Raw genomic sequence first — 24,257 nt, 5'->3', positions numbered from 1 at the left:
ACAGGTGGATGTGAAAAGCAATTTACGACATATAAATGACAGGATCAACGAAGCGTGTATCAAAGCGGGAAGAACGCCCGACGAAATATCCGTCATCGCTGTCACGAAATATGTTTCCCCGGAACGGGCGCAGGCAGCGCTTGATGCAGGAATCAGACATTTGGGAGAAAACCGCGATACCGGACTGCTTCACAAGCTCGACGCTCTGAAAGACAGCGAACCGGTATGGCATTTTATCGGAACCCTGCAGACGAGAAAGGTAAAAGCAATCATCGATCATGTCTCATATATCCATTCTTTAGACAGGCTTTCATTGGCCGACGAGATTCAGAAGAGGGCAAAAAAACCGATTGACTGTTTTGTTCAGGTCAACACATCTCTTGAATCTTCAAAACACGGCATGGCAAAAGAAGAGGTTCTTTCTTTTGTAAAAAAACTGTCTGCATATGAAAACATCCGGATTGCGGGATTAATGACGATGGCTCCTTTTACGGATGACGAGACGGCAATCAGAAGCTGTTTTCGCTTGCTGAGAGAGCTGCGCGATGAGGTTCGCGGGCTCGGTCAATGGAACGCCCCGTGCAGCGAGCTTTCGATGGGGATGTCTAACGACTATACGATCGCAGTCGAGGAAGGCGCGACATTCGTCAGAATCGGATCTTCCTTAGTCGGAAATGAAACTGGAGGTGGACAATCATGAGTTTGAAAAACAAATTTAAAAACTTTTTTTCCTTGGATGACGAGGAATACGAGTACGAGTACATTGAAACAGACAGGGAGGAAATCCCTGAAGAGCATGAATCGAAAGACAGAACCGCCTACCAGTCTAAAGCGGCTGGGAAGCAGAATGTCGTAAGTTTGCAAAGCGTTCAGAAATCTTCTAAAGTAGTGTTAAGTGAGCCTCGGGTGTACGCGGAAGCCCAGGAAATCGCAGACCATATCAAAAACCGGCGCGCCGTCGTCGTGAACCTGCAGCGCATTCAGCACGATCAGGCGAAAAGAATCGTTGATTTCTTGAGCGGAACTGTATATGCTCTCGGCGGCGATATTCAGCGGATCGGAGCGGACATCTTTTTATGCACGCCTGAAAACGTCGATGTCTCCGGCACGATTTCCGAGCTCATAGAAGAAGAACATCAGAGGTGGTAAATCGCAGATGATCCTACTTTATCAAATTTTAAGCACGCTTATAACCGTCTATTCGTTTGCGCTCATTATTTACATTTTTATGTCTTGGGTGCCTAATGCAAGGGAGTCTTCATTCGGCCGAGTGCTTGCTTCACTTTGCGAGCCTTATCTCGAACCGTTCAGAAGGATTATTCCTCCGCTCGGGATGATTGATATTTCTCCGCTCGTGGCGATTTTCATCCTGCGGTTCGCAGATGCAGGGCTTCTTGCGGTTTTCAGAATGCTCGGCGCTTTTTAAAGACATTATGCCGATTTCCCGTAAGACTTACCGCAGGCAGCGGCGCCGTGGTTCAGGAGCGTGCCTTCAATCTTTGCGGGCCGAGTATCGGGCTTGGCTGTAGGCCAGGCCTCTTTACATAGAAAGGAAAGACAATGAGCGATATTTACCAGCATTTCAGAAAAGACGAAGAGCCGTTTATCGACCAGGCTCTTGAGTGGAAAAGAATCGTGGCGGAACAGTACCGGATGAAGCTGACCGATTTTTTAGACCCGCGGGAACAGGTGATCCTGCAATCTGTCATCGGTCAGTCGGACGAAGTGAGGCTTGAATTTTTCGGGGGCTTCCCTGAGGCCGAACGAAAGAGGGCTTTACTATTCCCTGAATATGCCGAGCCGTCTGCCGAAGATTTTCAGCTTCAGGGCTGGGAAGTCATCTATCCGCAAAAATTCGCCTCCATCGAGCATCGCGAGCTTCTCGGCTCATTGATGGGCATCGGATTGAGACGCCAAAAGTTCGGCGACCTCATCTTTTCGGACGGGACATGGCAGTTTATCTGTTCGGAAGAAGTCGCTGATTTTGTTTTCACCCAGCTGACACAAATCGGCAAGGTGAAAGTTTCCCTTGAAAAAATTCCGCTTTCTAAGCTTAAAGTACCGGAGCAGGATGTCGAAATAAGGGATGATACGGTTTCATCTTTGAGGCTTGATGCGATATGCTCGGCAATGAGCAGGCAATCCCGGCAAAAAGCACAGGTTCTTGTGAAAAATGGCCTCGTGAAAGTGAACTGGAAAGTCATTGAAGACCCTTCATATGCACTGGCGGAAGGGGATATGATTTCGATCCGGGGGTTTGGCCGGTTCAGGATGAAAAACATTGACGGCAAAACGAAGAAGGGCAAATGGAGATTGACGTTTGAAAAACAAAAATGACGCGTTTTAACAGTTTTTTCTCCGCCCGGTCGAATTTTGCTTTATAATGTTGACTAGGACAAGTGTACATAAAGAAAAATAATGGAGGTGGGCAGCATGCCTTTGACGCCAAATGACATTCATAATAAAACATTTACAAAAGCGTTCCGCGGCTATGACGAAGATGAAGTGAACGAGTTCCTGGCCCAGGTGAGAAAGGATTATGAGATCATTCTGCGCAAAAAAAATGAGCTTGAATCAAAGGTGAACGAGCTTGACGAGCGTCTCGGCCATTTTTCGACGATCGAAGAGACGTTGAATAAATCGATCCTTGTCGCACAGGAAGCAGCAGAAGACGTAAAGCGCAATTCCGAGAAAGAAGCGAAGCTCATCATTCGTGAAGCTGAGAAAAACGCTGACCGGATCATTAATGAGTCTCTTTCAAAATCGAGAAAGATCGCGATGGAAATCGAAGAGCTGAAAAAGCAGTCAAAAGTGTTCAGAACCCGTTTCCAAATGCTGATCGAAGCGCAGCTTGACCTGTTGAAAAACGACGACTGGGATCATTTGCTTGAATACGAAGTAGACGCCGTCATGGATGAAAAAGAATAGAATTTCATTTGCGTTCTTGACATATCGTCATCCGTTCGCATATAATACGTTCATAAATTGAGTGAAAAACGTTTGAGAGGGACAGACATTGATTTCTGAAAACAATGAAAGCGACCCGGGGGCGGTGTAAGCCCGGGATTGTTGGAATCGTTGTGAATCAGCCCTCAAGTTTCCTTTCTGAACCGTCCAGTAGGAAAGGACGTCCCATCACGTTACGATGTTTGAGCGGATAAGCCGAATCGGCTTGTCTAAAAGGGTGGTACCGCGAGATCAAAGCCTTCTCGTCCCTTATGGGATGAAAAGGCTTTTTTTGTTTTAGAAAAGATGTTTTGGAGGAATGGTAATGGATTATAAAGATACGCTCTTAATGCCGAAAACAGATTTTCCGATGAGAGGAAACCTGCCGAACCGTGAACCTGAAATCCAGGGGAAATGGGAAGATATGGACATTTACAGTCTCGTTCAGAAACGAACCGAAGGCCGGCCGATGTTCGTGCTTCATGACGGACCTCCGTATGCGAACGGCGATATTCATATGGGCCATGCGCTCAACAAAGTACTGAAGGACTTCATCGTCCGTTCGAGATCGATGAGCGGCTATCATGCACCGTATGTTCCGGGCTGGGATACACACGGCCTGCCGATTGAAACAGCGCTCACGAAAAACAAAAAAGTGAAGCGCAAAGAAATGACGGTAGCCGAATTCCGCAAGCTTTGCGAAGAATACGCATGGCAGCAAATCGAAGGACAAAAAACGCAATTTAAGCGCCTCGGTGTCAGAGGAGATTGGGAAAACCCATACGTGACCCTTAAGCCGGAGTTTGAAGCGCAGCAAATTAAAGTATTCGGCGAAATGGCGAAAAAAGGCTATATTTACAAAGGGAAGAAGCCGGTTTACTGGTCCCCTTCAAGCGAATCTGCTCTGGCTGAAGCTGAAATCGAATACCATGATAAACGCTCGCCGTCTATCTATGTTGCATTCGATGTGAAAGATGGAAAAGGTGTATTAACAAACGGCGAAAAAATCGTCATTTGGACGACAACGCCGTGGACGATCCCGGCCAATCTCGGCATCGCCGTACACCCTGAATTGGAGTACAGCGTCGTTGCTGCCGGAGGCGCGCGCTATGTGATGGCAAGCGCATTGATTGAAAGCGTGGCAAAAGCGATCGGCTTTGAAGATCATGAAGTCGTTCAAACTGTTAAAGGAAAAGACCTAGAACATATCGTCGCGGTTCATCCTTTATACAGCAGAGATTCTCTTGTTATGCTCGGTGAACACGTAACTACAGATGCCGGTACAGGCTGTGTTCATACTGCTCCGGGACACGGTGAAGACGACTTTATCATCGGTCAGAAATACGGACTTGACGTGCTTTGCCCGGTTGATGAAAAAGGACATATGACGAGCGAAGCCCCTGGTTTTGAAGGACTGTTTTACGATCAGGCCAATAAACCGATTACAGAACAGCTCGAAGAAAAAGGCGCTTTGCTGAAGCTCGATTTCATCACCCACTCCTATCCGCACGACTGGAGAACGAAAAAACCGACCATTTTCCGCGCGACCTCCCAATGGTTCGCTTCTATCAAAGACTTTAGAGACGAGCTTCTTGACGCGGTGAAAGAAACAAAATGGGTGCCTGAATGGGGCGAAACGCGCCTCTACAATATGATCCGCGACCGCGGTGACTGGTGTATCTCAAGACAGCGCGCATGGGGCGTGCCGATTCCGGTATTTTATGCCGAAAATGGGGAGCCGATCATCACGGATGAAACGATCGACCACGTTTCTGAACTATTCAGGGAGCACGGTTCGAACATTTGGTTTGAAAAAGAAGCGAATGAACTGCTTCCGGAAGGCTTTACGCATCCGGGAAGTCCGAACGGCAAGTTCACAAAGGAACAGGACATCATGGATGTCTGGTTTGATTCAGGTTCGTCACATCAGGCCGTACTGGAAGAGCGCGATGATCTTGTAAGACCTGCGGACTTGTATCTGGAAGGATCTGACCAATACCGCGGCTGGTTTAACTCATCGATTTCGACAGCCGTTGCCGTAACGGGTAAAGCACCATATAAAGGCGTGCTGTCACACGGTTTTGCCCTTGACGGAGAAGGCCGCAAGATGAGCAAATCGCTCGGGAATGTCGTTGTTCCGGCAAAAATCATGAATCAGTTCGGGGCCGATATTTTAAGACTGTGGGTCGCATCTGTCGACTATCAAGCAGATGTCCGCGTATCTGACGCGATCTTAAAGCAAGTCGCAGAAGTGTACCGGAAGATCCGCAACACGTTCCGTTTTCTTCACGGAAACATTGCTGATTTTGACCCGGCGAAAGATGCAATCGCTGTGGAAGAACTTCGCGAAGTCGATCAGTACATTTTGATCAAGCTGAACAGCCTTATTGAAAAAGTCAAAAAAGCATATGAAGAATATGATTTTGCGGTCATTTACCATGCTGTCCACAACTTCTGCGCGATCGAGCTCAGCTCATTCTATATGGATTTTGCCAAAGACGTCGTTTATATTGAACACGCCGATCATAAAGACCGCCGCAGCATGCAGACCGTTTTTTACGAAACGTTGCTCGGGCTTGTCAAGCTGATCGCACCGATCCTGCCGCATACTGCTGACGAAATGTGGAGCCACTTCACATTCGTATCGGAAAAAAGCGTGCAGCTTACCGATATGCCGGAAACAAGAGACATTCCAAATGCAAAAGAGACGGAAGAGAAGTTCGACAGCTTCATGAAGCTTCGCGGCGATGTTCTTAAAGCGCTTGAAACAGCGCGTAATGAAAAGATCATCGGAAAATCTTCGGTTGCGAGCTTGACGCTGTATCCAAATGAAGAAGCAAAAGCGCTGCTTTCTTCGATCAAGGAAGACGTCAAACAGCTGTTCATCGTGTCAGAGCTTCTCATCGGCGGAACGGAAGCCGAAGCGCCTGAAGGTGCGCAGACGTTTGACACAGGAAAAATCGTCGTTGCTCAGGCAGAAGGCGAAACTTGTGAGCGGTGTCGCATGGTTTCCAAAGAAATCGGCCAGGATGCCGATCATCCGGAGCTTTGCCCTCGCTGTGCCGGAATTGTGAAGACGTATTATCAAAATTAACCACGAAGCGGTTCGGAGTTTTTCCGAACCGCTTTTAATATGCCGCCAAACCTTATCAGGCCTGCCCAGGCGTCCTGTCTGAACGCACATCCTGTGAAAGTCCGGAGAAAGGATGCCATTGCTGACATCGTTTTGTACGTCAGGAAAAATCTTTTGGGCTTGGATACCGGCTTTGTCGGTAACACTAAGGTCACAAACGATAAGAGCAGGAGTTGATGTAGGCGTGAACGATCAGCTGGCGACAATTCATACCGAACTTCTTCAAATGAAGGAAGAACTGGAAGCAAGGCTTTTTGAATACTCCTTTTTTCAGCAGGATTCTCAAGGCATCAATTCGTATCAGCAGGTAACACTTATGTATCATGTCAAAGAAGAGCTGCAGGACGTGCTTTTGGCCCTTTCAAAAATCGAAAACGGAACATACGGCATTTGCGAAGAAACGAATCAGGCAATTCCGCTGGAAAAAATGGCTATTCTGCCGACGGCGCGCACCGCGAACGATTTTTTATATCATGCCCAGTTTGAAAAAAAGACGCTTCCTATTTGGGCTGAGACGGATGAGACGTTCAACCGGGCGCTCTACTCATAACATTCTGCAAGAGGGGAGGGCTTTTGCCCTCTTGCAGGATGTCAATGAATATTCCTTTACTCCTTTTCTTTTTCTTGTTAAAATGCTTAAATGAAGAGAAACAGAAACTGGAGGAACGGTTTGTGCCTTATTACATAATTGCAGTGCTCATTATCGGTATCGATCAATTTACAAAATGGCTGGTCGTCAGCAAAATGGAGTACGGTGAAAGCATTCCCGTCATCGACGGTTTCTTTCAAATTACGTCGCACAGAAATACAGGCGCAGCATGGGGCATTTTGGCCGGACAGATGTGGTTTTTTTACATCATTACCACGGCGGTTATCATCGGCATTGTTTACTATATTCAAAAACATGCCAAAGGACAAATCCTGCTCGGAACCGCTCTCGGATTGATGCTTGGCGGTGCTGTCGGCAATTTTATAGACCGCGTGTTCAGGCAAGAAGTTGTCGATTTTATACACGTGACGATCGTCAATTATCATTATCCGATTTTCAACATTGCCGATTCATCTTTATGCGTCGGTGTCCTGCTCTTATTTATACAAATGCTGTTAGACGGAAAGAAGAAGAAGGAGCTGTAACATGGAGCATTATGATATGACCGTTCATGAAGAACATAAAGGTGAACGGATTGACAAGTACTTGACCGCAGTTGAAGCGGATTGGTCGCGGACTCAGGTGCAGCAGTGGATTAAAGAAGACCGCGTGCTGGTTAACGGAAATGCGGTCAAAGCCAATTATAAAGTTCAGGATGGGGATGCGGTGTCAGTCCATGTTCCCGAACCGGAACCGCTTGATGTCACGGCTGAACCGATGGATCTTGATATTTATTATGAGGATCAGGACGTTCTTGTCGTCAACAAGCCGCGCGGAATGGTGGTTCATCCGGCTCCCGGCCATCTGACGGGGACGCTTGTCAACGGTTTGATGGCGCATTGTGACGATCTGTCAGGCATCAACGGCGTGATGAGGCCGGGCATCGTCCACCGGATTGATAAGGACACTTCAGGTCTGTTGATGGTTGCCAAAAACGACATGGCGCATGAATCGCTCGTGAATCAGCTTGTCAACAAAACGGTGACGAGAAAATACACCGCGCTTGTCCACGGCGTCATCCCGCATGACCACGGGACGATCGACGCGCCGATCGGCAGGGATAAAAAAGACAGGCAGAGTATGACGGTCACAAGGGAAAATGGAAAGCATGCCGTCACTCATTTTGAAGTGATCGAACGGTTCGACGATTTCACTGTTGTTGAATGCCAGCTTGAAACGGGGCGAACCCATCAAATTCGCGTGCATATGAAATATATCGGTTTTCCTCTGGCGGGAGATCCGAAATACGGCCCGAAAAAGACGGTCGATTTCAATGGCCAGGTGCTGCATGCGGGCGTATTGGGATTTGACCATCCGCGTACCGGAGAATATGTTGAATTTGAGGCGCCTCTGCCTGATGACATGAAAAATCTCCTCGACAAAATTCGAAATAAACGTTGACAGACGTTTTCTTTTTTGAAATAATAAATGCAGTTAAATCAGATTCTTTAACACAGTCCAGAGAGGCTGAGAAGGATACCGGACAAGCGAATCAATGAATTCGTTTCAAGACCCCTCTCTGCCTTTATGCAGAAGGGGTTTTTGTTTTATCCTTTAAAAGATGCGGGGTGCTGGCCATGCAGGAACAAGAAAAGGCTGTTGTGCTTGACGAACAGGCGATCAGAAGGGCGCTGACAAGAATCGCCCACGAAATGATTGAACGAAACAAAGGAATGAACAACTGTATCCTTGTCGGAATCAAAACGAGAGGCATCTATCTGGCCAAACGGCTTGCCGAACGGATTGAGCAAATCGAAGGAAACAAAGTCACCGTAGGAGAGCTCGACATCACCCTTTACAGGGATGATCTCTCCAAAAAAACGTCTAATGAAGAGCCGCTTGTCAAAGGAGCGGACATTCCGGCGGACATCACCGATCAAAAGGTGATCGTCGTCGATGATGTGCTTTACACGGGACGGACAGTCAGAGCGGCCATGGATGCGCTCGTCGATGTCGGGCGGCCTTCATCCATCCAGCTCGCGGTGCTTGTCGACCGCGGCCACAGAGAGCTGCCGATCAGAGCCGACTATATCGGGAAAAACATCCCGACATCGAAAACCGAAAAGGTCATGGTTCAATTGGAAGAAGTTGACGGACGCGACCTTGCGGCGATTTATAAAAAGTGAATGACAATCCTTTTTTAAATGCATTCCAGTGAGTTTGCAAAGAGGGATAGAACGAAAGATGCCGCCTCACCATGCGGCGGATCTTTGTCTGCCTCTTTGCGCAATTTAAGCAAAGAGGCTTTTTTAATGGGCACAATCTTTTCAGGATATAAAGACATCAAAGACAGTGAGTCAACCATCAGGAGGAAAAAATATGAGTCAGAAAAAAGTGAACCTTGGTGTCAGAGAAGTACCAAAACCTTTGAATTGGATAACTTTCAGCCTGCAGCATCTGTTTGCCATGTTCGGAGCGACGATCCTCGTGCCAAAGCTTGTAGGCTTAAGCCCAGGCGTGGCCCTTATAACGAGCGGGCTAGGAACGCTTGCATATCTCTTGATTACAAAAGGACAGATCCCGGCTTACTTAGGTTCATCCTTTGCGTTTATTGCCCCGATTATCGCAGCAAAAGCCGCCGGAGGCCCTGGGGCGGCCATGATCGGCGCATTTATGGCAGGCATCGCCTACGGGCTGATCGCCCTGCTCATCCAGCAGCTGGGAACGGACTGGCTGATGAGGCTCCTGCCGCCTGTTGTCGTCGGTCCGGTCATTATCGTCATCGGACTCGGGCTGGCAAGCACGGCTGTCAATATGGCCATGTATGAAGATTCGGGAGCAAAAGTGCTCGTCTACAGCGCCAAACATTTTGGCGTTGCAGGATTCACACTCGCGCTCACCATAATCTGCGCGATTTTCTTAAGAGGATTTTTCAGCCTGATTCCTGTCTTGATCGGAATTATCGGCGGATACTTGTTCGCCCTGACCCAAGGCATCGTCGACTTCCAGATGGTCCTTGACGCCAAATGGTTTGCTGTTCCAGATTTCGTCATTCCGTTTGTCGACTATACGCCGAGCGCGGCGGCTGTCGGAATTGGAATCGCCATGGTGCCCGTTGCTTTCGTGACAATGTCAGAACATATCGGCCACCAAATGGTATTAAGCAAAGTCGTCGGTCAGGATTTCATTAAGAAGCCCGGGCTTCACCGCTCGATTTTCGGCGACAGTGTCGCAACGATGCTGGCATCATGCATCGGCGGACCGCCGACAACGACCTACGGAGAAAACATCGGCGTACTCGCCATCACAAGAGTATTCAGCGTATTTGTCATCGGCGGAGCGGCTGTTATTGCACTGTGCTTCGGGTTTATCGGCAAAATTTCGGCCCTGATCAGCTCTGTCCCTTCTGCAGTCATGGGAGGCGTTTCCTTCCTGCTGTTCGGTATCATCGCATCAAGCGGACTGCGCATGCTGATTGATAACAAAATTGACTTGGAAAATAAGCGAAACCTGATCATCTCATCCGTCATTCTCGTCATCGGAGTGGGCGGCGCATTTATCAAAATCTCAGGGTTCGAGCTGTCAAGCATGGCGCTTGCAGCGATCGTCGGAGTGATTTTAAACCTTGTCCTGCCTGAATCAAAGGGAGATCAGGACGGGATTGAAATAGAAGAGCATATTTAAAAACCTTTTAAATGAAGTCCAGAGAGGCTTGAAAGGGTTACGGAGAGAGAAGTGCAAAAAAGCGCATTCTCTGGTTCACTGTACCCCAAGCCGTTGTGGCTTGGGGTTTTTTCACAGGAAATTAAAGCCTGAGGGGGAGAAAAAAATGAAACACTTGACCGCAATGAATGAGCTTAGTCTTGAGGATATTCACGAGCTGATTGAAGAGGCGAGAGAGCTGAAAAAAAGGAAATTCGATTCCGTCCTCTCCGGAAAGTTTGCTGCCAATCTGTTTTTTGAACCGAGCACAAGAACGCGCTTCAGCTTCGAAGTGGCTGAAAAGAAACTCGGCATGAATGTGCTGAACCTGGACGGTGTTTCAACAAGCGTACAAAAAGGAGAATCGTTGTACGATACCGTCAAGACACTCGAATCCATCGGCGCTGATGTATGTGTGATCAGACACTCTCAGGATCATTATTACGATGAACTTATCGGACATGTCGGCATTCCGGTGATCAATGCCGGAGACGGCTGCGGTCAGCATCCCACTCAATCTTTGCTCGATTTGCTGACGATTTACGAGGAATGGGGCGGATTTGCCGGGCTGACGGTATCCATACACGGAGATATCAAACACAGCAGAGTGGCAAGATCGAATGCCGAAGTGCTGACAAGGCTCGGAGCAAAGGTTCTTTTCTCAGGTCCGGAAGAATGGCGGGATGACAACAATCCTTACGGGACATATGTGTCGCCTGATGAAGCGGTCGCAAGTTCGGATGTCGTGATGCTTCTCCGAATTCAGCACGAACGTCATGAGAAAAAGGCGGCAGAACGCGATTATCTTGAAACTTTTGGACTGTCGCTGAAGCGGGCGGAGCTCCTGAAAAAAGACGCGGTCATCATGCATCCTGCGCCTGTTAACAGAGGCGTCGAGATTGACAGTGCGCTGGTCGAATCCACTCAGTCGAGAATTTTCAAACAAATGGAAAACGGTGTATATATCAGAATGGCGGTTTTAAAAAGAGCGCTTCTAAACGGCGAAAACAAAAAAAGGGGAGATCAGGCTTATGTCTTATTTAATTAAAAACGGCTTCATACTCGACGAAAAAGGTGAAAAAGTACAGTGCGACATCAGGGTTGAAGGCGATGCAATCAGCGAAATCGGAATCCTTGAGGCCGCTTTGGGAGAAACGGTCATCAATGCGGATGGGCTTTTCGTCTCGCCGGGGCTTGTTGACCTTCACGTTCACTTCAGAGAGCCGGGCGGCGAGAAGAAAGAAACGATCGAAACAGGTGCAAAAGCCGCGGCAAGAGGCGGGTTTACAACTGTCGCCGCAATGCCGAATACGCGGCCTGTCCCCGATACGAAAGAGCAGATGGAGTGGCTCGTCAACCGCATTGACGAAACGGCATCTGTCAGAGTGCTGCCGTACGCTTCCATCACCATCAGACAAACAGGTCAGGAAATGACCGACTTCGAAGGGCTGAAAGACGCAGGTGCGTTTGCGTTTACTGATGACGGCGTCGGCGTTCAAACGGCGGGGATGATGTATGAAGCGATGAAAAAAGCGGCTTCGATCGATAAAGCAATTGTTGCCCACTGTGAAGACAATTCACTGATCTACGGCGGCAGTGTCCACGATGGGAAATTTGCCAAAGCCAACGGTTTAAACGGGATTCCTTCGATATGCGAAGCCGTTCACATCGCAAGGGACGTTCTTCTGGCCGAAGCGGCAGGCTGTCATTACCATGTCTGTCATATCAGCACGAAGGAATCGGTCAGGGTCGTCCGCGACGCCAAAAAAGCGGGAATCCGTGTGACAGCGGAAGTGACGCCTCACCATCTGCTCCTTTCAGACAGCGACATTCCCGGTCTTGATACAAATTATAAAATGAATCCGCCGCTCAGAAGTCCGGAAGACAGAGAAGCGCTCCTTGAGGGGCTTACAGACGGAACAATCGATTTTATCGCTACGGATCATGCCCCTCATACAGAAGATGAAAAACAACAGACAATGAGCCTGGCGCCATTTGGGATTGTCGGCTTGGAGACGGCTTTTCCGCTTCTTTATACGCACTTTGTCAAAATGGGAAACTGGACGCTGAAACAGCTCCTCGATTATATGACGGTCAAACCTTGCGAGGCGTTCGGACTTCCTTACGGTAAGCTTGAAGCCGGGCGGTCCGCGGATATTACGCTGATAGATCTTGAACGCGAAGAAAAAATTGATAAAAACACCTTTCTTTCTAAAGGGAAAAACACGCCGTTTGACGGCATCAGCTGCTTCGGCTGGCCGGTTATGACAATGGCAAAGGGAAAACTCGTTTACCAAGAGGGGAGACTTGTAAAATGAAAAGACGTCTTGTACTAGAAAACGGAACAATTTTTGAAGGGGAAGCTTTCGGCAGCCTGGAAAACACCATGGGAGAAGTCGTCTTCAACACGGGGATGACAGGCTATCAAGAAATCCTCTCAGACCCGTCATACTGCGGACAAATTGTCACACTGACCTACCCGCTGATCGGGAACTACGGGATCAACAGAGACGACTTTGAATCTATCACCCCTTATGTGAAAGGGTTTATCGTAAAAGAGTTATGTCAACTTCCGTCAAACTGGCGCTCTGCTTATACCCTTGATGAATATTTAAAAATGAAGAACATCCCGGGACTCTCGGGGATTGACACGAGAAAGCTGACAAGAATGATCAGAACGGCAGGTACGCTGAAAGGGGTTTTTGCCGGCCCGGAAGAAGATGCTGAGGCTTTGGTTCAAAAGCTGAAAGAAACGAACCTTCCGACCGACCAGGTCAGCCAAGTTTCAACAAAAACGGCATATCCGAGCCCTGGGAGGGGGAAGCGAATCGTGCTTGTCGATTTCGGAATGAAGCACGGCATCTTAAGAGAGCTAAACAAGCGCAAATGCGATGTGATCGTTGTTCCTCACAATGTAACGGCAGAAGAAGTGATGCAGCTGAAGCCTGACGGCGTAATGCTGTCAAACGGACCCGGAGATCCAACGGACGTACCTGAAGCAATTGACATGATTCAAAACATTCTCGGCAAGGTTCCATTGTTCGGCATCTGTCTCGGCCATCAGCTGTTTGCCCTCGCCTGCGGAGCAAAGACGGCGAAAATGAAATTCGGACACCGCGGTTCCAACCATCCGGTTAAAGAGCTTGCAACCGGGAGAGTATCAATTACGGCTCAAAACCACGGCTATACCGTATCGACCGTTGAAAACACGCCGCTTGAAGTGACGCATGTGGCGATTAATGACGACACAATCGAAGGGCTTAAACATAAACACGAACCGGCTTTCACGGTTCAATACCATCCGGAAGCTTCACCGGGACCGGAAGACGCCAACCATTTATTTGATCAATTTTTACACATGATTGAAACCACAGAGAAAGAAGGGGAAGCGGTATGCCTAAACGCGTAGATATCAAAAAGATTTTGGTGATCGGATCAGGGCCGATTATTATCGGGCAGGCGGCGGAATTTGATTATGCGGGTACACAGGCCTGCCTCGCTTTAAAAGAAGAAGGCTATGAAGTCATTCTCGTCAACTCGAATCCGGCGACGATCATGACGGATACGGAAATGGCCGACCGCGTATATATCGAACCGCTGACGCTTGAATTCTTAACACGTATCATCCGCAAAGAGCGGCCGGACGCCATTTTGCCGACATTGGGCGGGCAGACGGGCCTCAACTTGGCGGTCGAACTGTCCGAGCACGGCATCCTGGCTGAGTGCGGTGTTGAAGTGCTCGGCACGAAATTGGCTGCGATCCAACAGGCGGAGGACCGCGACTTGTTCAGAAGCCTGATGAATGAGTTGAATGAACCGGTTCCGGAAAGCGAGATCATCCACTCGCTCGAGGAAGCGCGCGAGTTCGTCGAGCGCATCGGCTTCCCCGTCATCGTCCGGCCGGCATACACGCTCGGCGGAACAGGCGGAGGCATCTGCTCAAACGAAGACGAGCTGAAGGAAATTGTTGAAAACGGCTTAAAAATGAGCCCGGTTCACCAATGTCTGCTTGAAAAGAGCATCGCCGGCTACAAAGAAATCGAGTATGAAGTCATGAGAGACTCGAGCGATCACGCGATCGTCGTCTGCAATATGGAAAACATCGATCCGGTCGGGATTCATACCGGGGACAGCATCGTTGTAGCGCCGAGCCAGACGTTGAGCGACCGCGAATACCAAATGCTTCGCAATGTATCGCTGAAAATCATCCGCGCGCTTGAAATCGAAGGCGGCTGTAATGTTCAGCTGGCGCTTGACCCGGACAGCTTTCAGTACTACATCATCGAGGTAAACCCGCGGGTCAGCCGTTCATCAGCGCTTGCCTCAAAAGCGACGGGCTATCCGATCGCAAAGCTTGCCGCTAAAATTGCCGTCGGTTTGTCTCTTGACGAAATGATGAATCCTGTGACAGGAAAAACGTACGCGTCTTTCGAACCTGCACTCGACTATGTCGTTTCAAAAATACCGCGCTGGCCGTTTGATAAATTCGAATCGGCAAACCGCAAGCTCGGCACGCAGATGAAAGCGACAGGCGAAGTGATGGCGATCGGAAGAACGTGGGAGGAATCTCTCCTGAAAGCGGTCCGTTCTCTTGAAGCGGATGTCTATCACCTGGAGCTGAAAGATGCCGGTGAGATCTCGAATGAAGTGCTTGAAAAACGGATTAAAAAAGCGGGAGACGAACGTCTCTTTTACTTGGCCGAAGCGTTTAGAAGAGGATACACGGTCAGCGATCTCCACGAATTTTCGGCAATTGACCTGTTCTTCCTGCACAAGCTTGAGGGAATCATTCGCTTTGAAGAAAAGCTGAAAGCCGGGCGCGGCGACCTAGGTCTTTTGAAAGAAGCGAAAGAGCTCGGTTTTTCAGACCGCTTCATCAGCCTTCTCTGGGAGATGCCTGAAAGAAAGCTTTATGATCTTAGAAAAGAAACAGGCATCACGCCTGTTTATAAAATGGTTGATACATGTGCGGCCGAATTTGAATCGGAGACACCTTATTTCTACAGCACATATGAAGAGGAAAACGAATCGGTCAGAACAGACAAAAACAGCGTTATCGTTCTTGGCTCCGGCCCGATCCGGATCGGCCAGGGGGTCGAATTCGATTATGCGACTGTGCATTCGGTTTGGGCGATCAAAGAAGCCGGCTATGAAGCAATCATTATTAACAACAATCCTGAGACGGTTTCAACGGATTTCAGCATCTCCGACAAGCTCTACTTTGAGCCGCTTACTGTTGAAGATGTCATGCATATCATCGATTTGGAGCAGCCGAAAGGCGTCGTCGTTCAGTTTGGCGGACAGACTGCGATCAACCTTGCCGACGAGCTCGCGGAGCGGGGCGTCGCCATTCTTGGAACATCCCTTGAGGATTTGGACCGCGCCGAGGACCGCGACAAGTTCGAACAGACGCTTGAAACGCTGCATGTGCCTCAGCCGCTCGGAAAAACGGCGACATCTGTGGAAGGCGCTGTTGAAATCGCAGCCAACATCGGCTATCCGGTGCTTGTCCGCCCATCGTATGTACTTGGGGGGCGTGCGATGGAGATCGTCTACCATGAAACAGAGCTTCTCCATTATATGAAGAATGCAGTGAAAATCAATCCGCAGCACCCTGTCTTGATCGATAAATATTTGACCGGAAAGGAAATTGAAGTGGATGCGATTTCTGACGGTGAAACGGTCGTCATTCCGGGGATTATGGAGCACATTGAACGGGCCGGCGTCCACTCAGGGGATTCGATTGCCGTTTACCCGCCGCAATCCCTTTCAGAGGACATCAAGAAAAAGATTGAAGCATACACGATTAAGCTTGCAAAAGGCTTAAACATCGTCGGCCTGCTCAACATTCAGTTTGTCCTTTCAAAAGATGAGGTTTACGTCCTTGAAGTCAACCCGAGATCGAGCCGCACGGTGCCGTTTCTCAGCAAAATCACCGGCATTCCGATGGCCAATCTCGCAACAAAAGTGATTCTCGGCGGGAAGCTTGCCGATATGGGCTATACTGAAGGCCTTCAAAAAGAGCAGGAAGGCGTATATGTGAAAGTGCCGGTCTTCTCGTTTGCAAAGCTGAGGAGAGTGGATATCACGCTCGGACCGGAAATGAAATCGACCGGGGAAGTCATGGGCAAAGACAGCACTTTGGAAAAAGCGCTGTACAAAGGACTGATCGCTTCAGGCATCCAAATTCCGAATTACGGCTCTGTTCTCCTGACAGTTGCTGATAAAGATAAAGAGGAAGGTCTATTGATCGCCAAGCGGTTCCATGCGATCGGCTATAAAATATTGGCTACGGAAGGAACGGCCGGCTATTTAAGAGACGCATCCGTACCTGTTAAAACCGTCGGGAAAATCGGCGAAGAAGGCACAAATCTCCTTGATGTCATTCGAAACGGGGAAGCGCAGTTCGTCGTCAATACGCTGACAAAAGGGAAGCAGCCGGCAAGGGACGGCTTCAGAATCAGACGCGAATCCGTTGAAAACGGCGTTGCCTGCCTGACATCCCTTGATACGGCGGAAGCGATTTTGCGGGTGCTTGAAAGCATGAGCTTCCGCGCCGATCATATGCCGGCGATTAGAATTGAGCAAAAGGCGGCCGTCAGATGAGAAAAGGGTATATGACAGTCCGTTCAAACAAGTGTATCGCGGATCATATTTATCAAATGGTACTGGAAGGGGAGATTGCCGAAGTTTGCGGCGCTCCCGGCCAGTTTCTTCACATCAAGGTCTCAGATTCCCTCACGCCGCTTTTGAGGCGGCCGATCAGCATCGCCGACATCAACAGAGCCGCCCGGCAGGTGACCATCATCTTTCGCAAGGATGGGGAAGGCACGAGTCTCCTGTCTTTAAAACAGGAAGGAGATCAGATCGATGTCCTTGGTCCGCTCGGCAACGGTTTTCCGGCTGAATCGCTTGAACCGGGGAAAACGGCTCTTCTTGTCGGAGGGGGGATCGGTGTTCCGCCGCTTTACGAGCTGAGCAAACAGCTGACAAATAGAGGGGTGCACGCGATCCATGTGTTAGGATTTGCTTCTGCAAAAGACGTCTTTTACGAACAGGAATTCAGCCGTTTCGGGCGTGTGTATGTGGCAACCGCAGACGGCACCCGAGGTTCAAAGGGATTTGTTACAGATGTCATTGAAAACGAGGGGCTTCAGTTTGACTGCATAATGGCCTGCGGACCGACACCGATGCTGAAAGCTTTAAAACAGCGCTATCCGGATAAAGAGGTTTATCTGTCAATGGAAGAGCGCATGGGATGCGGGATCGGCGCTTGCTTTGCCTGTGTCTGCCATACGGAAGAAAGCGAAACATCTTATGTGAAGGTATGCCTTGACGGTCCTGTTTTCAAAGCCCAGGAGGTGCTGTTATGATGCTAGAAGTCAATTTGCCGGGCCTTCAATTGAAAAATCCGATCATGCCGGCTTCAGGCTGCTTCGGATTTGGGAGAGAATTTGCGAACTTTTACGATCTTTCACGTCTCGGTGCGATCATGATTAAAGCGACGACGAGCGAACCGCGCTTCGGGAATCCGACGCCGCGCGTCGCCGAGACGCAAGCCGGCATGCTTAATGCCATCGGTCTGCAAAATCCGGGTTTAGAGGCTGTCATGGAACACGAATTGCCGTGGCTCGAACAGTTCGATACACCGATTATCGCCAATGTCGCCGGCTCGCAGATCGACGATTATGTTGAAGTGGCTGAAGAAATCAGCAAAGCACCGAATGTTCATGCGCTCGAGCTGAATATTTCCTGTCCTAACGTGAAAACGGGAGGGATCGCCTTCGGTACGCAGCCGGAAATGGCCAGTGAGCTGACGAAAGCGGTGAAAGAGGTTGCGAGCGTTCCCGTCTATGTGAAGCTGTCGCCGAATGTCGCGAATATTACCGACATCGCTCTTGCCATAGAAGAAGCGGGAGCGGACGGTTTGACGATGATCAACACCCTGATCGGGATGCGGCTCGACTTAAAAACGGGAAAGCCGATCTTGGCGAACAAAACCGGCGGATTATCAGGCCCTGCTGTTAAACCGGTGGCCATCAGAATGGTGCATGAAGTCAGCCAAAAAGTCAGCATTCCGATCATCGGCATGGGCGGTGTCCAGTCAGCGGAAGATGTGCTTGAGTTTTTGCTGGCGGGTGCGAGCGCAGTCGCCGTCGGCACCGCAAACTTTGTTAATCCGTTTGTTTGTCCCGAAATCATCGCCGATTTGCCGCGCGTTTTAGAAAAATACGGATACCGTTCGTTGAACGAGTGTATCGGAAGGAGCTGGAAGGATGAAACATACGCCGCCCATCATCGCGCTTGATTTTGCATCAGCACAGGAAACATATGCGTTTTTGGACCGGTTTCATGGAGAAGAGCTTTTCGTGAAGGTGGGCATGGAGCTTTTTTATCAGGAAGGGCCGGCCATCCTTGAAAAGTTACAGGAGCGCGGCTGCCGCATTTTCCTTGATCTAAAATGCCACGACATTCCAACGACCGTATACAAGGCGATGAAAAGGCTGGCGGGGTTTGGCGTCAGCCTTGTCAATGTGCACGCAGCAGGCGGAAAGCAAATGATGGAGTCGGCGCTTGAAGGCCTTGAAGCGGGGACTCCGGCAGGCCGAAAACGCCCTTCATTAATTGCTGTGACCCAGCTGACAAGCACGTCTTCAGAAATGCTTCAGCAAGAGCTGCTGATTGAAACGCCGCTTCTCGATACAGTTGTTCACTACAGCAAGTTGGCTAAAGAAAGCGGACTTGACGGTGTCGTCTGCTCCGTCCATGAAGCCGAACACATTTACCGGGCCGCGTCTTTAGATTTTCTGACCGTGACACCCGGAATTCGCATGGCGGATGACAAAAACAACGACCAGGTCCGGGTGGCGACGCCTGGCTACGCAAGGGAAAAAGGCGTGTCGGCGATCGTTGTCGGCCGTTCGATTACACAGGCGGAAGATCCTGTGTCAGCCTACAGAAAAATAGGACATGAGTGGGAGGGAACCAAGGCATGAAAACAGACATTGCAAACCATTTATTAAGAATCAAAGCGGTTTTCCTGCGCCCGAACGAGCCGTTTACATGGGCGAGCGGCATCTTGTCGCCCATCTACTGCGACAATCGTTTGACGCTTTCATATCCGGAAGTAAGGGATGATATAGCTTCAGGGCTTGCCGGACTGATTCAAGACAAGTTTCCCGGAGCCGAAATGATCGCCGGTACGGCAACTGCGGGAATCCCCCATGCCGCGCTTGCCGCCGACAGGCTGAGCCTGCCGATGTGCTACGTCAGAAGCAAACCGAAGGCGCACGGCAAAGGAAACCAAATTGAAGGCGCTGTTGTAAAAGGACAAAAAGTCGTTGTAATTGAAGATTTAATTTCAACGGGAGGAAGCGTCCTTGAAGCGGCAGCCGCTCTCACAGAGGCGGGATGTGAAGTGCTCGGCGTCGCCGCCATTTTCACTTACGGGCTTCCTAAAGCTGCCGCCGCCTTCAGCGAAGCGGGCGTTGAATACCGTACGCTGACTGATTACGATACATTGACAGAGGCTGCGCTTGCCGGCGGATATATCAGCGAACAGGATGCCGCCAAACTGAAAGAATGGAAGGCGGATCCTGAAAGCAAGTCTTGGATGGATTAATGATAAAAGCCGTATTCTCCTAATGGGAGAACGGCTTTTTTTGCGTCTTTTTACAGATTTAAAAATAGTAAAATCGGATTATTTTTATTTTTTATTAATCCTATAAAAAAAGTCGGGTTGACTTTTGTTCGAATTGTGCTAAAATTTTAAAATAACAAAAGCAAACTTATCAAGAGCGGTGGAGGGACTGGTCCGATGAAACCCGGCAACCTGCGTGTGAAGCGTAAGGTGCTACTTCCAGCAAAATGCCCTCATTTTGAGAGATAAGGAATAGCGGAGTTCCTCGTCTTTCTTTCAAATTTGGAAGAAAGATTTTAATTTTTAGGGGCAGAGGAGGAGCTAGAAGTGAAGACAGATGAACAGCTTGAAAAGGTGATCATCAAAATGAAAGACATGCTGAAAGACATGAATTACGGATCGATCACATTCGTTGTTCAGGACGGCAAAGTCATTCAAATCGAAAAAAATGAAAAAATAAGATTGAAATAGCTGACTAGACAAACTAGAGGCGGTTTTCACAGTTTTTTTCTGCTGGAAGCCGTTTTTTTGTTGGCGAAAAAAGGGGGAACCGAAAATTTTTACTTACAGCACATGGGAAGAACCAAATATCTCTTTTCAGGAAGATGACTCTTATAAAGGAGCGCTGTCCGTCTTGAAATGGGCGTACGGACATTACGGAAATCAGCTTGTATATGCGTGCAGCTTCGGAATTGAGGGAATCGTCCTGATCGATTTGATTTATAAGGTGAAAAAAGATGCGGTCATCGTTTTCCTTGATACGGGATTTCATTTTAAAGAAACGTATGAAACGATCGACGCTGTCAAAGAACGATATCCAGGCCTTCAGATTATCATGAAAACACCGGAGCTTACCGTCGAAGAGCAGGCGAAAGAATATGGGGACGAACTATGGAAGACCGCTCCGAATTCCTGCTGTGAAATGAGGAAGGTCATTCCTCTCCGCGAGACGCTTTCAGGCTACCCGGCGTGGCTGTCGGGCCTGCGCCGCGAGCAATCGCCCGGGCGGAGCAAAACGAATTTTTTGAACAAAGATGAAAAATTCAAGTCTATCAAAGTTTGTCCGCTCATTCATTGGACGTGGAAGGATATTTGGAGATATGTGACAAAGCACGATCTCCCGTATAATCCGCTTCATGATCAAGGCTACCCGAGCATCGGCTGCGCTCCGTGCACCTCTCCGGCCTTTACAATGGATGATCTTCGATCAGGCCGCTGGAACGGATCGGCTAAAACAGAATGCGGATTACACGAGTAAGGAGATGAGTCATGGAACTTGCCGCCATTTTATTTAGCATGTTTTTTGCGATGAATATCGGAGCGAGCGGTGCAGCTGCTTCAATGGGAATCGCCTATGGATCTGAAGCCGTCAAAAAGAAGTTTCACGCACTAATAATCTGTGCAGCAGGCGTTCTCTCGGGCGCCGTCATCGGCGGAGGAAACGTCGTGAAAACGATCAGCTCAGGCATCATTCCCGAACGGGTGATTTCGCTTGAAATCGTCTGCATTATTATCGGCTCGGCGGCACTGTCGCTCTTTATCGCAAATGTACTCGGTATCCCGCTTTCGACAAGTGAAGTGACGGTCGGATCTGTTGTCGGAGTAGGTGTCGCTTACCAGGTTTTATATGTGAAATCTTTGCTTGTCATCGTCTCATTTTGGGTCGTTGTACCAATCGTCGCTTTTACCTTTACATTTGCGATGGCAAACATCATGAAAAAAACGATCAAACGTCCAGCCTCGGGAAAGAAAGCAAAGGTTTTGGCGGTCATTCTGTTGATCACCGGGTTTTTTGAAGCCTTCTCAGCAGGCATGAACAATGTCGCAAATGCTGTCGGACCTCTGGTGGCGGCGCATGTTTTGACAGTCGGGGAAGGAACGCTCTACGGCGGACTGTTTGTCGCGCTGGGCGCCCTTTTACTGGGCAGGCGCGTTCTTGAAACAAACGGCAAAAAAATAACGAAATTTTCAAAAGGAGAGGGGATCATCCTTTCCGGAACAGGAGCCGGGCTTGTCATCATCAGTTCGATTTTCGGTTTGCCGGTTCCGCTTGCGCAAGTCACATCATCTTCTATTATAGGGATGGGAATGGCAAAAAACGGCGGCAATGTCTTTCATAAACAAGTGGTCAAAACGATGCTGAAAGTATGGGTCGTCTCGCCGTTCCTTTCATTAAGCCTGTCTTATATGCTGGTCAGCCTTTTATTAAAAGGAGACTATTATGCTCTCATCGTCGTCACAAGCGTCCTTCTGGCATCTGTCGGGACGATCAGCCTGATGAGAGCAGTCAAAAAAGAGCACAGCTCCGTCCATGAACAAGGCGGAGGAATTTAAACACAAAGTAGGGGGAAACAAGTTTATGAGTTTAGCACCACACGGCGGTGTATTGGTTAACCGCGTCAATGAAGCATACGATTTTCAACATATCGCACAGGAAATAGAACTGGATTTAATGGCTTTTTCAGATTTGGAGCTGATCGGAATCGGTGCGTACAGCCCGATCCAAGGCTTTATGACAGAGAAAGACTATCTGTCCGTTGTCGAAAATATGAGACTGTCAAGCGGCGAAGTATGGACGCTTCCGATCGCTCTGCCTGTTGACGAGCAAAAAGCTTCAAGCTTAAAAGCGGGGGACACCGTCCGCCTCACCTATAATGGGGAAACATACGGCGTCATCGAGATCGAAGACATCTATACGCCGGACAAGAAAACGGAAGCCGTCAATATCTATAAAACCGACGAACTCGAGCATCCGGGCGTCAAAAAATTGTTTGACCGCGGCAGTGTTTATGTGGGCGGGCCGATCACTCTCATTAAACGGAGCGTAAAGCAATTCCCGGCCCACACATTCGAACCTCTGGAAACAAGAAAAAAATTCGCAGAACTCGGCTGGAAAACGATCGTCGGATTCCAGACGAGAAATCCGGTTCACAGAGCGCACGAATACATTCAAAAAACGGCGCTCGAGACGGTAGACGGTCTTTTCCTCAATCCGCTCGTCGGGGAAACAAAATCAGACGATATTCCGGCTGATGTCCGCATGGAAAGCTATCAGGTGCTGCTTGACGGCTACTATCCGAAAGACCGCGTCTTTCTCGGCGTTTTTCCGGCGGCGATGCGCTATGCGGGGCCGAAGGAAGCAATCTTCCATGCGCTTGTCAGAAAGAACTACGGATGTACGCATTTTATCGTCGGAAGAGACCATGCCGGAGTCGGCGATTACTACGGCACATATGAAGCGCAGGAACTGTTCGATCAGTTCGCGCCGGAAGAGATCGGCATTACGCCGCTGAAATTCGAACACAGCTTCTACTGCAATGTCTGCGGTTCAATGGCTACGGCGAAAACGTGCCCTCACAGCAAAGAACATCATGTCATTTTGTCCGGTACAAAGGTGAGGGGCATGCTGAGAAACGGCGAGTTCCCGCCGAGCACATTCAGCCGTCCAGAAGTCATTCAAACATTAATCAAAGGCTTAACGGCCGGGGTTTCTTAAGGGGGAGCATCTCTTGGTAAATAAAGATATTGTCTGGCATGAAGCGTCCATTACAAAACGGGAATATCATGAGAAAAATAAACATAAAAGCTCGATCGTTTGGCTGACGGGCTTGAGCGGTTCAGGAAAATCAACAATTGCCAATGCCGCAGCGCGTGAGTTGTTTGAACAAGGCTACCAGGTCACGGTGCTCGACGGCGACAACGTCAGGCACGGACTGAACAAGGACCTCGGGTTTTCCGATGAAGACCGGAAGGAAAACATCCGCCGGATCGGCGAGGTCGCGAAGCTCTTTGTCGAACAGGGGACGATCGTCATTACGGCGTTCATTTCCCCTTTTAAAGAAGACCGCGGGCTTGTCAGACAGCTCGTCGAGGAAGATGAGTTTCATGAAGTCTATGTGAAATGCGATTTGGCGACGTGCGAGGAGCGCGACCCGAAAGGCTTGTATAAAAAAGCGAGAAACGGAGAAATTCCATTTTTCACGGGGATCGATTCGCCTTATGAAGAGCCTGAAACGCCTGAGCTAGTCCTTGATACAGGCGCACATAATCGGGAAGAGTGCAAAAATCAGCTCGTCCAATACGTGAAAGATCAAACGAAATAAAATGCGGGTGAAATAGGAAAGTGCTGCACATGCACTTTCCTATTTCATAAAGAAAACGTTTGGTTTTTGTGATATTTTCAGGCACCAAACGCTTTCTTTATGATTTATAATGATTGAAGAAGACGTTGATCAGATCGGGGGGAG

The 24,257-nt window shown here is 49.0% G+C and carries 24 protein-coding genes, 1 riboswitch and 1 other annotated feature; all 24 genes read left to right on the top strand.

Annotation, left to right across the window (positions count from 1 at the left end; translation table 11 throughout):
- Window positions 1-4: 4 nt before the first annotated feature.
- The 24 genes from M1E03_RS13095 to cysC all read left to right on the top strand — a co-directional run bounded on the left by M1E03_RS13095 (window position 5) and on the right by cysC (window position 24,113).
- The gene (locus M1E03_RS13095; RefSeq protein WP_020451316.1) at window positions 5-700 is read left to right on the top strand and encodes a YggS family pyridoxal phosphate-dependent enzyme; all 696 of its coding nucleotides are present in this window, start codon (window positions 5-7) and stop codon (window positions 698-700) included.
- Window positions 697-1,149, top strand: coding sequence for a cell division protein SepF (sepF, locus tag M1E03_RS13090; RefSeq protein WP_003181594.1), 453 nt, complete (start codon window positions 697-699; stop codon window positions 1,147-1,149). Before M1E03_RS13095 ends, sepF begins: the two co-directional genes overlap by 4 nt.
- Window positions 1,150-1,159: 10 nt before the next feature.
- Window positions 1,160-1,426 carry a YggT family protein gene (locus M1E03_RS13085; RefSeq protein WP_025811370.1) on the top strand — a complete coding sequence of 89 codons (267 nt, stop codon included), beginning with the start codon at window positions 1,160-1,162 and terminating at the stop codon, window positions 1,424-1,426.
- Window positions 1,427-1,560: 134 nt separating this feature from the next.
- Complete coding sequence (locus tag M1E03_RS13080) at window positions 1,561-2,337, top strand: YlmH family RNA-binding protein (protein WP_106070709.1); 777 nt, start codon at window positions 1,561-1,563, stop codon at window positions 2,335-2,337.
- Between the two features lie 96 nt (window positions 2,338-2,433).
- A complete protein-coding gene (locus M1E03_RS13075) occupies window positions 2,434-2,928 on the top strand; it encodes a DivIVA domain-containing protein (RefSeq protein ID WP_020451319.1) in 495 nt (164 codons plus the stop codon).
- A 62-nt stretch (window positions 2,929-2,990) separates the two neighbouring features.
- Window positions 2,991-3,220 (top strand) — a binding site (T-box leader).
- A 51-nt stretch (window positions 3,221-3,271) separates the two neighbouring features.
- Window positions 3,272-6,040 carry an isoleucine--tRNA ligase gene (gene ileS, locus M1E03_RS13070; protein WP_048350284.1) on the top strand — a complete coding sequence of 923 codons (2,769 nt, stop codon included), beginning with the start codon at window positions 3,272-3,274 and terminating at the stop codon, window positions 6,038-6,040.
- A gap of 223 nt (window positions 6,041-6,263) precedes the next feature.
- Complete coding sequence (locus M1E03_RS13065) at window positions 6,264-6,629, top strand: TraR/DksA family transcriptional regulator (RefSeq protein WP_026579751.1); 366 nt, start codon at window positions 6,264-6,266, stop codon at window positions 6,627-6,629.
- 122 nt (window positions 6,630-6,751) lie between these two features.
- Window positions 6,752-7,213 (top strand): signal peptidase II, encoded by a 462-nt coding sequence (gene lspA / locus M1E03_RS13060; RefSeq protein WP_023857243.1) that lies wholly within the window; start codon window positions 6,752-6,754, stop codon window positions 7,211-7,213.
- 1 nt (window position 7,214) lies between these two features.
- Window positions 7,215-8,129, top strand: coding sequence for an RluA family pseudouridine synthase (locus M1E03_RS13055; protein ID WP_023857242.1), 915 nt, complete (start codon window positions 7,215-7,217; stop codon window positions 8,127-8,129).
- 176 nt (window positions 8,130-8,305) lie between these two features.
- Window positions 8,306-8,854: a bifunctional pyr operon transcriptional regulator/uracil phosphoribosyltransferase PyrR gene (gene pyrR, locus M1E03_RS13050; RefSeq protein WP_020451324.1), complete on the top strand. Its 549-nt coding sequence runs from the start codon at window positions 8,306-8,308 to the stop codon at window positions 8,852-8,854.
- Between the two features lie 193 nt (window positions 8,855-9,047).
- Window positions 9,048-10,352, top strand: a complete 1,305-nt coding sequence (gene pyrP / locus M1E03_RS13045) for a uracil permease PyrP (RefSeq protein WP_020451325.1) — start codon at window positions 9,048-9,050, stop codon at window positions 10,350-10,352.
- A gap of 145 nt (window positions 10,353-10,497) precedes the next feature.
- Complete coding sequence (locus M1E03_RS13040; protein WP_020451326.1) at window positions 10,498-11,418, top strand: aspartate carbamoyltransferase catalytic subunit; 921 nt, start codon at window positions 10,498-10,500, stop codon at window positions 11,416-11,418.
- Entirely contained in the window at window positions 11,402-12,688 is a 1,287-nt protein-coding gene (locus M1E03_RS13035; protein ID WP_429673877.1) for a dihydroorotase, read from the top strand. The genes M1E03_RS13040 and M1E03_RS13035 overlap by 17 nt, the downstream gene beginning before the upstream one ends.
- Entirely contained in the window at window positions 12,685-13,779 is a 1,095-nt protein-coding gene (locus M1E03_RS13030) for a carbamoyl phosphate synthase small subunit (protein WP_429673876.1), read from the top strand. The genes M1E03_RS13035 and M1E03_RS13030 overlap by 4 nt, the downstream gene beginning before the upstream one ends.
- Entirely contained in the window at window positions 13,764-16,976 is a 3,213-nt protein-coding gene (gene carB / locus M1E03_RS13025; protein WP_020451329.1) for a carbamoyl-phosphate synthase large subunit, read from the top strand. The genes M1E03_RS13030 and carB overlap by 16 nt, the downstream gene beginning before the upstream one ends.
- Window positions 16,973-17,743: a dihydroorotate dehydrogenase electron transfer subunit gene (locus M1E03_RS13020; RefSeq protein WP_023857236.1), complete on the top strand. Its 771-nt coding sequence runs from the start codon at window positions 16,973-16,975 to the stop codon at window positions 17,741-17,743. Before carB ends, M1E03_RS13020 begins: the two co-directional genes overlap by 4 nt.
- Window positions 17,743-18,678 (top strand): dihydroorotate dehydrogenase, encoded by a 936-nt coding sequence (locus M1E03_RS13015; protein ID WP_023857235.1) that lies wholly within the window; start codon window positions 17,743-17,745, stop codon window positions 18,676-18,678. Before M1E03_RS13020 ends, M1E03_RS13015 begins: the two co-directional genes overlap by 1 nt.
- On the top strand, window positions 18,647-19,366 hold the full coding sequence (gene pyrF / locus M1E03_RS13010; protein WP_216920549.1) for an orotidine-5'-phosphate decarboxylase: 720 nt from the start codon (window positions 18,647-18,649) through the stop codon (window positions 19,364-19,366). The genes M1E03_RS13015 and pyrF overlap by 32 nt, the downstream gene beginning before the upstream one ends.
- Window positions 19,363-19,992, top strand: a complete 630-nt coding sequence (gene pyrE / locus M1E03_RS13005; protein WP_020451333.1) for an orotate phosphoribosyltransferase — start codon at window positions 19,363-19,365, stop codon at window positions 19,990-19,992. Before pyrF ends, pyrE begins: the two co-directional genes overlap by 4 nt.
- 163 nt (window positions 19,993-20,155) lie before the next feature.
- A riboswitch (SAM riboswitch) is annotated at window positions 20,156-20,262 on the top strand.
- Window positions 20,263-20,364: 102 nt separating this feature from the next.
- Complete coding sequence (locus tag M1E03_RS13000) at window positions 20,365-20,481, top strand: YezD family protein (RefSeq protein WP_369878884.1); 117 nt, start codon at window positions 20,365-20,367, stop codon at window positions 20,479-20,481.
- An 85-nt stretch (window positions 20,482-20,566) separates the two neighbouring features.
- Window positions 20,567-21,268: a phosphoadenylyl-sulfate reductase gene (locus M1E03_RS12995; protein WP_023857233.1), complete on the top strand. Its 702-nt coding sequence runs from the start codon at window positions 20,567-20,569 to the stop codon at window positions 21,266-21,268.
- A gap of 11 nt (window positions 21,269-21,279) precedes the next feature.
- Window positions 21,280-22,344, top strand: a complete 1,065-nt coding sequence (locus tag M1E03_RS12990) for an inorganic phosphate transporter (protein WP_020451335.1) — start codon at window positions 21,280-21,282, stop codon at window positions 22,342-22,344.
- A 25-nt stretch (window positions 22,345-22,369) separates the two neighbouring features.
- The gene (sat, locus tag M1E03_RS12985) at window positions 22,370-23,506 is read left to right on the top strand and encodes a sulfate adenylyltransferase (RefSeq protein WP_020451336.1); all 1,137 of its coding nucleotides are present in this window, start codon (window positions 22,370-22,372) and stop codon (window positions 23,504-23,506) included.
- Between the two features lie 13 nt (window positions 23,507-23,519).
- Complete coding sequence (gene cysC, locus M1E03_RS12980; protein ID WP_020451337.1) at window positions 23,520-24,113, top strand: adenylyl-sulfate kinase; 594 nt, start codon at window positions 23,520-23,522, stop codon at window positions 24,111-24,113.
- The last annotated feature ends 144 nt before the right edge of the window (window positions 24,114-24,257 follow it).

Source organism: Bacillus sp. PK6-013 (assembly GCF_054161445.1).
This window is presented reverse-complemented; position numbering and strand designations above follow the sequence as displayed.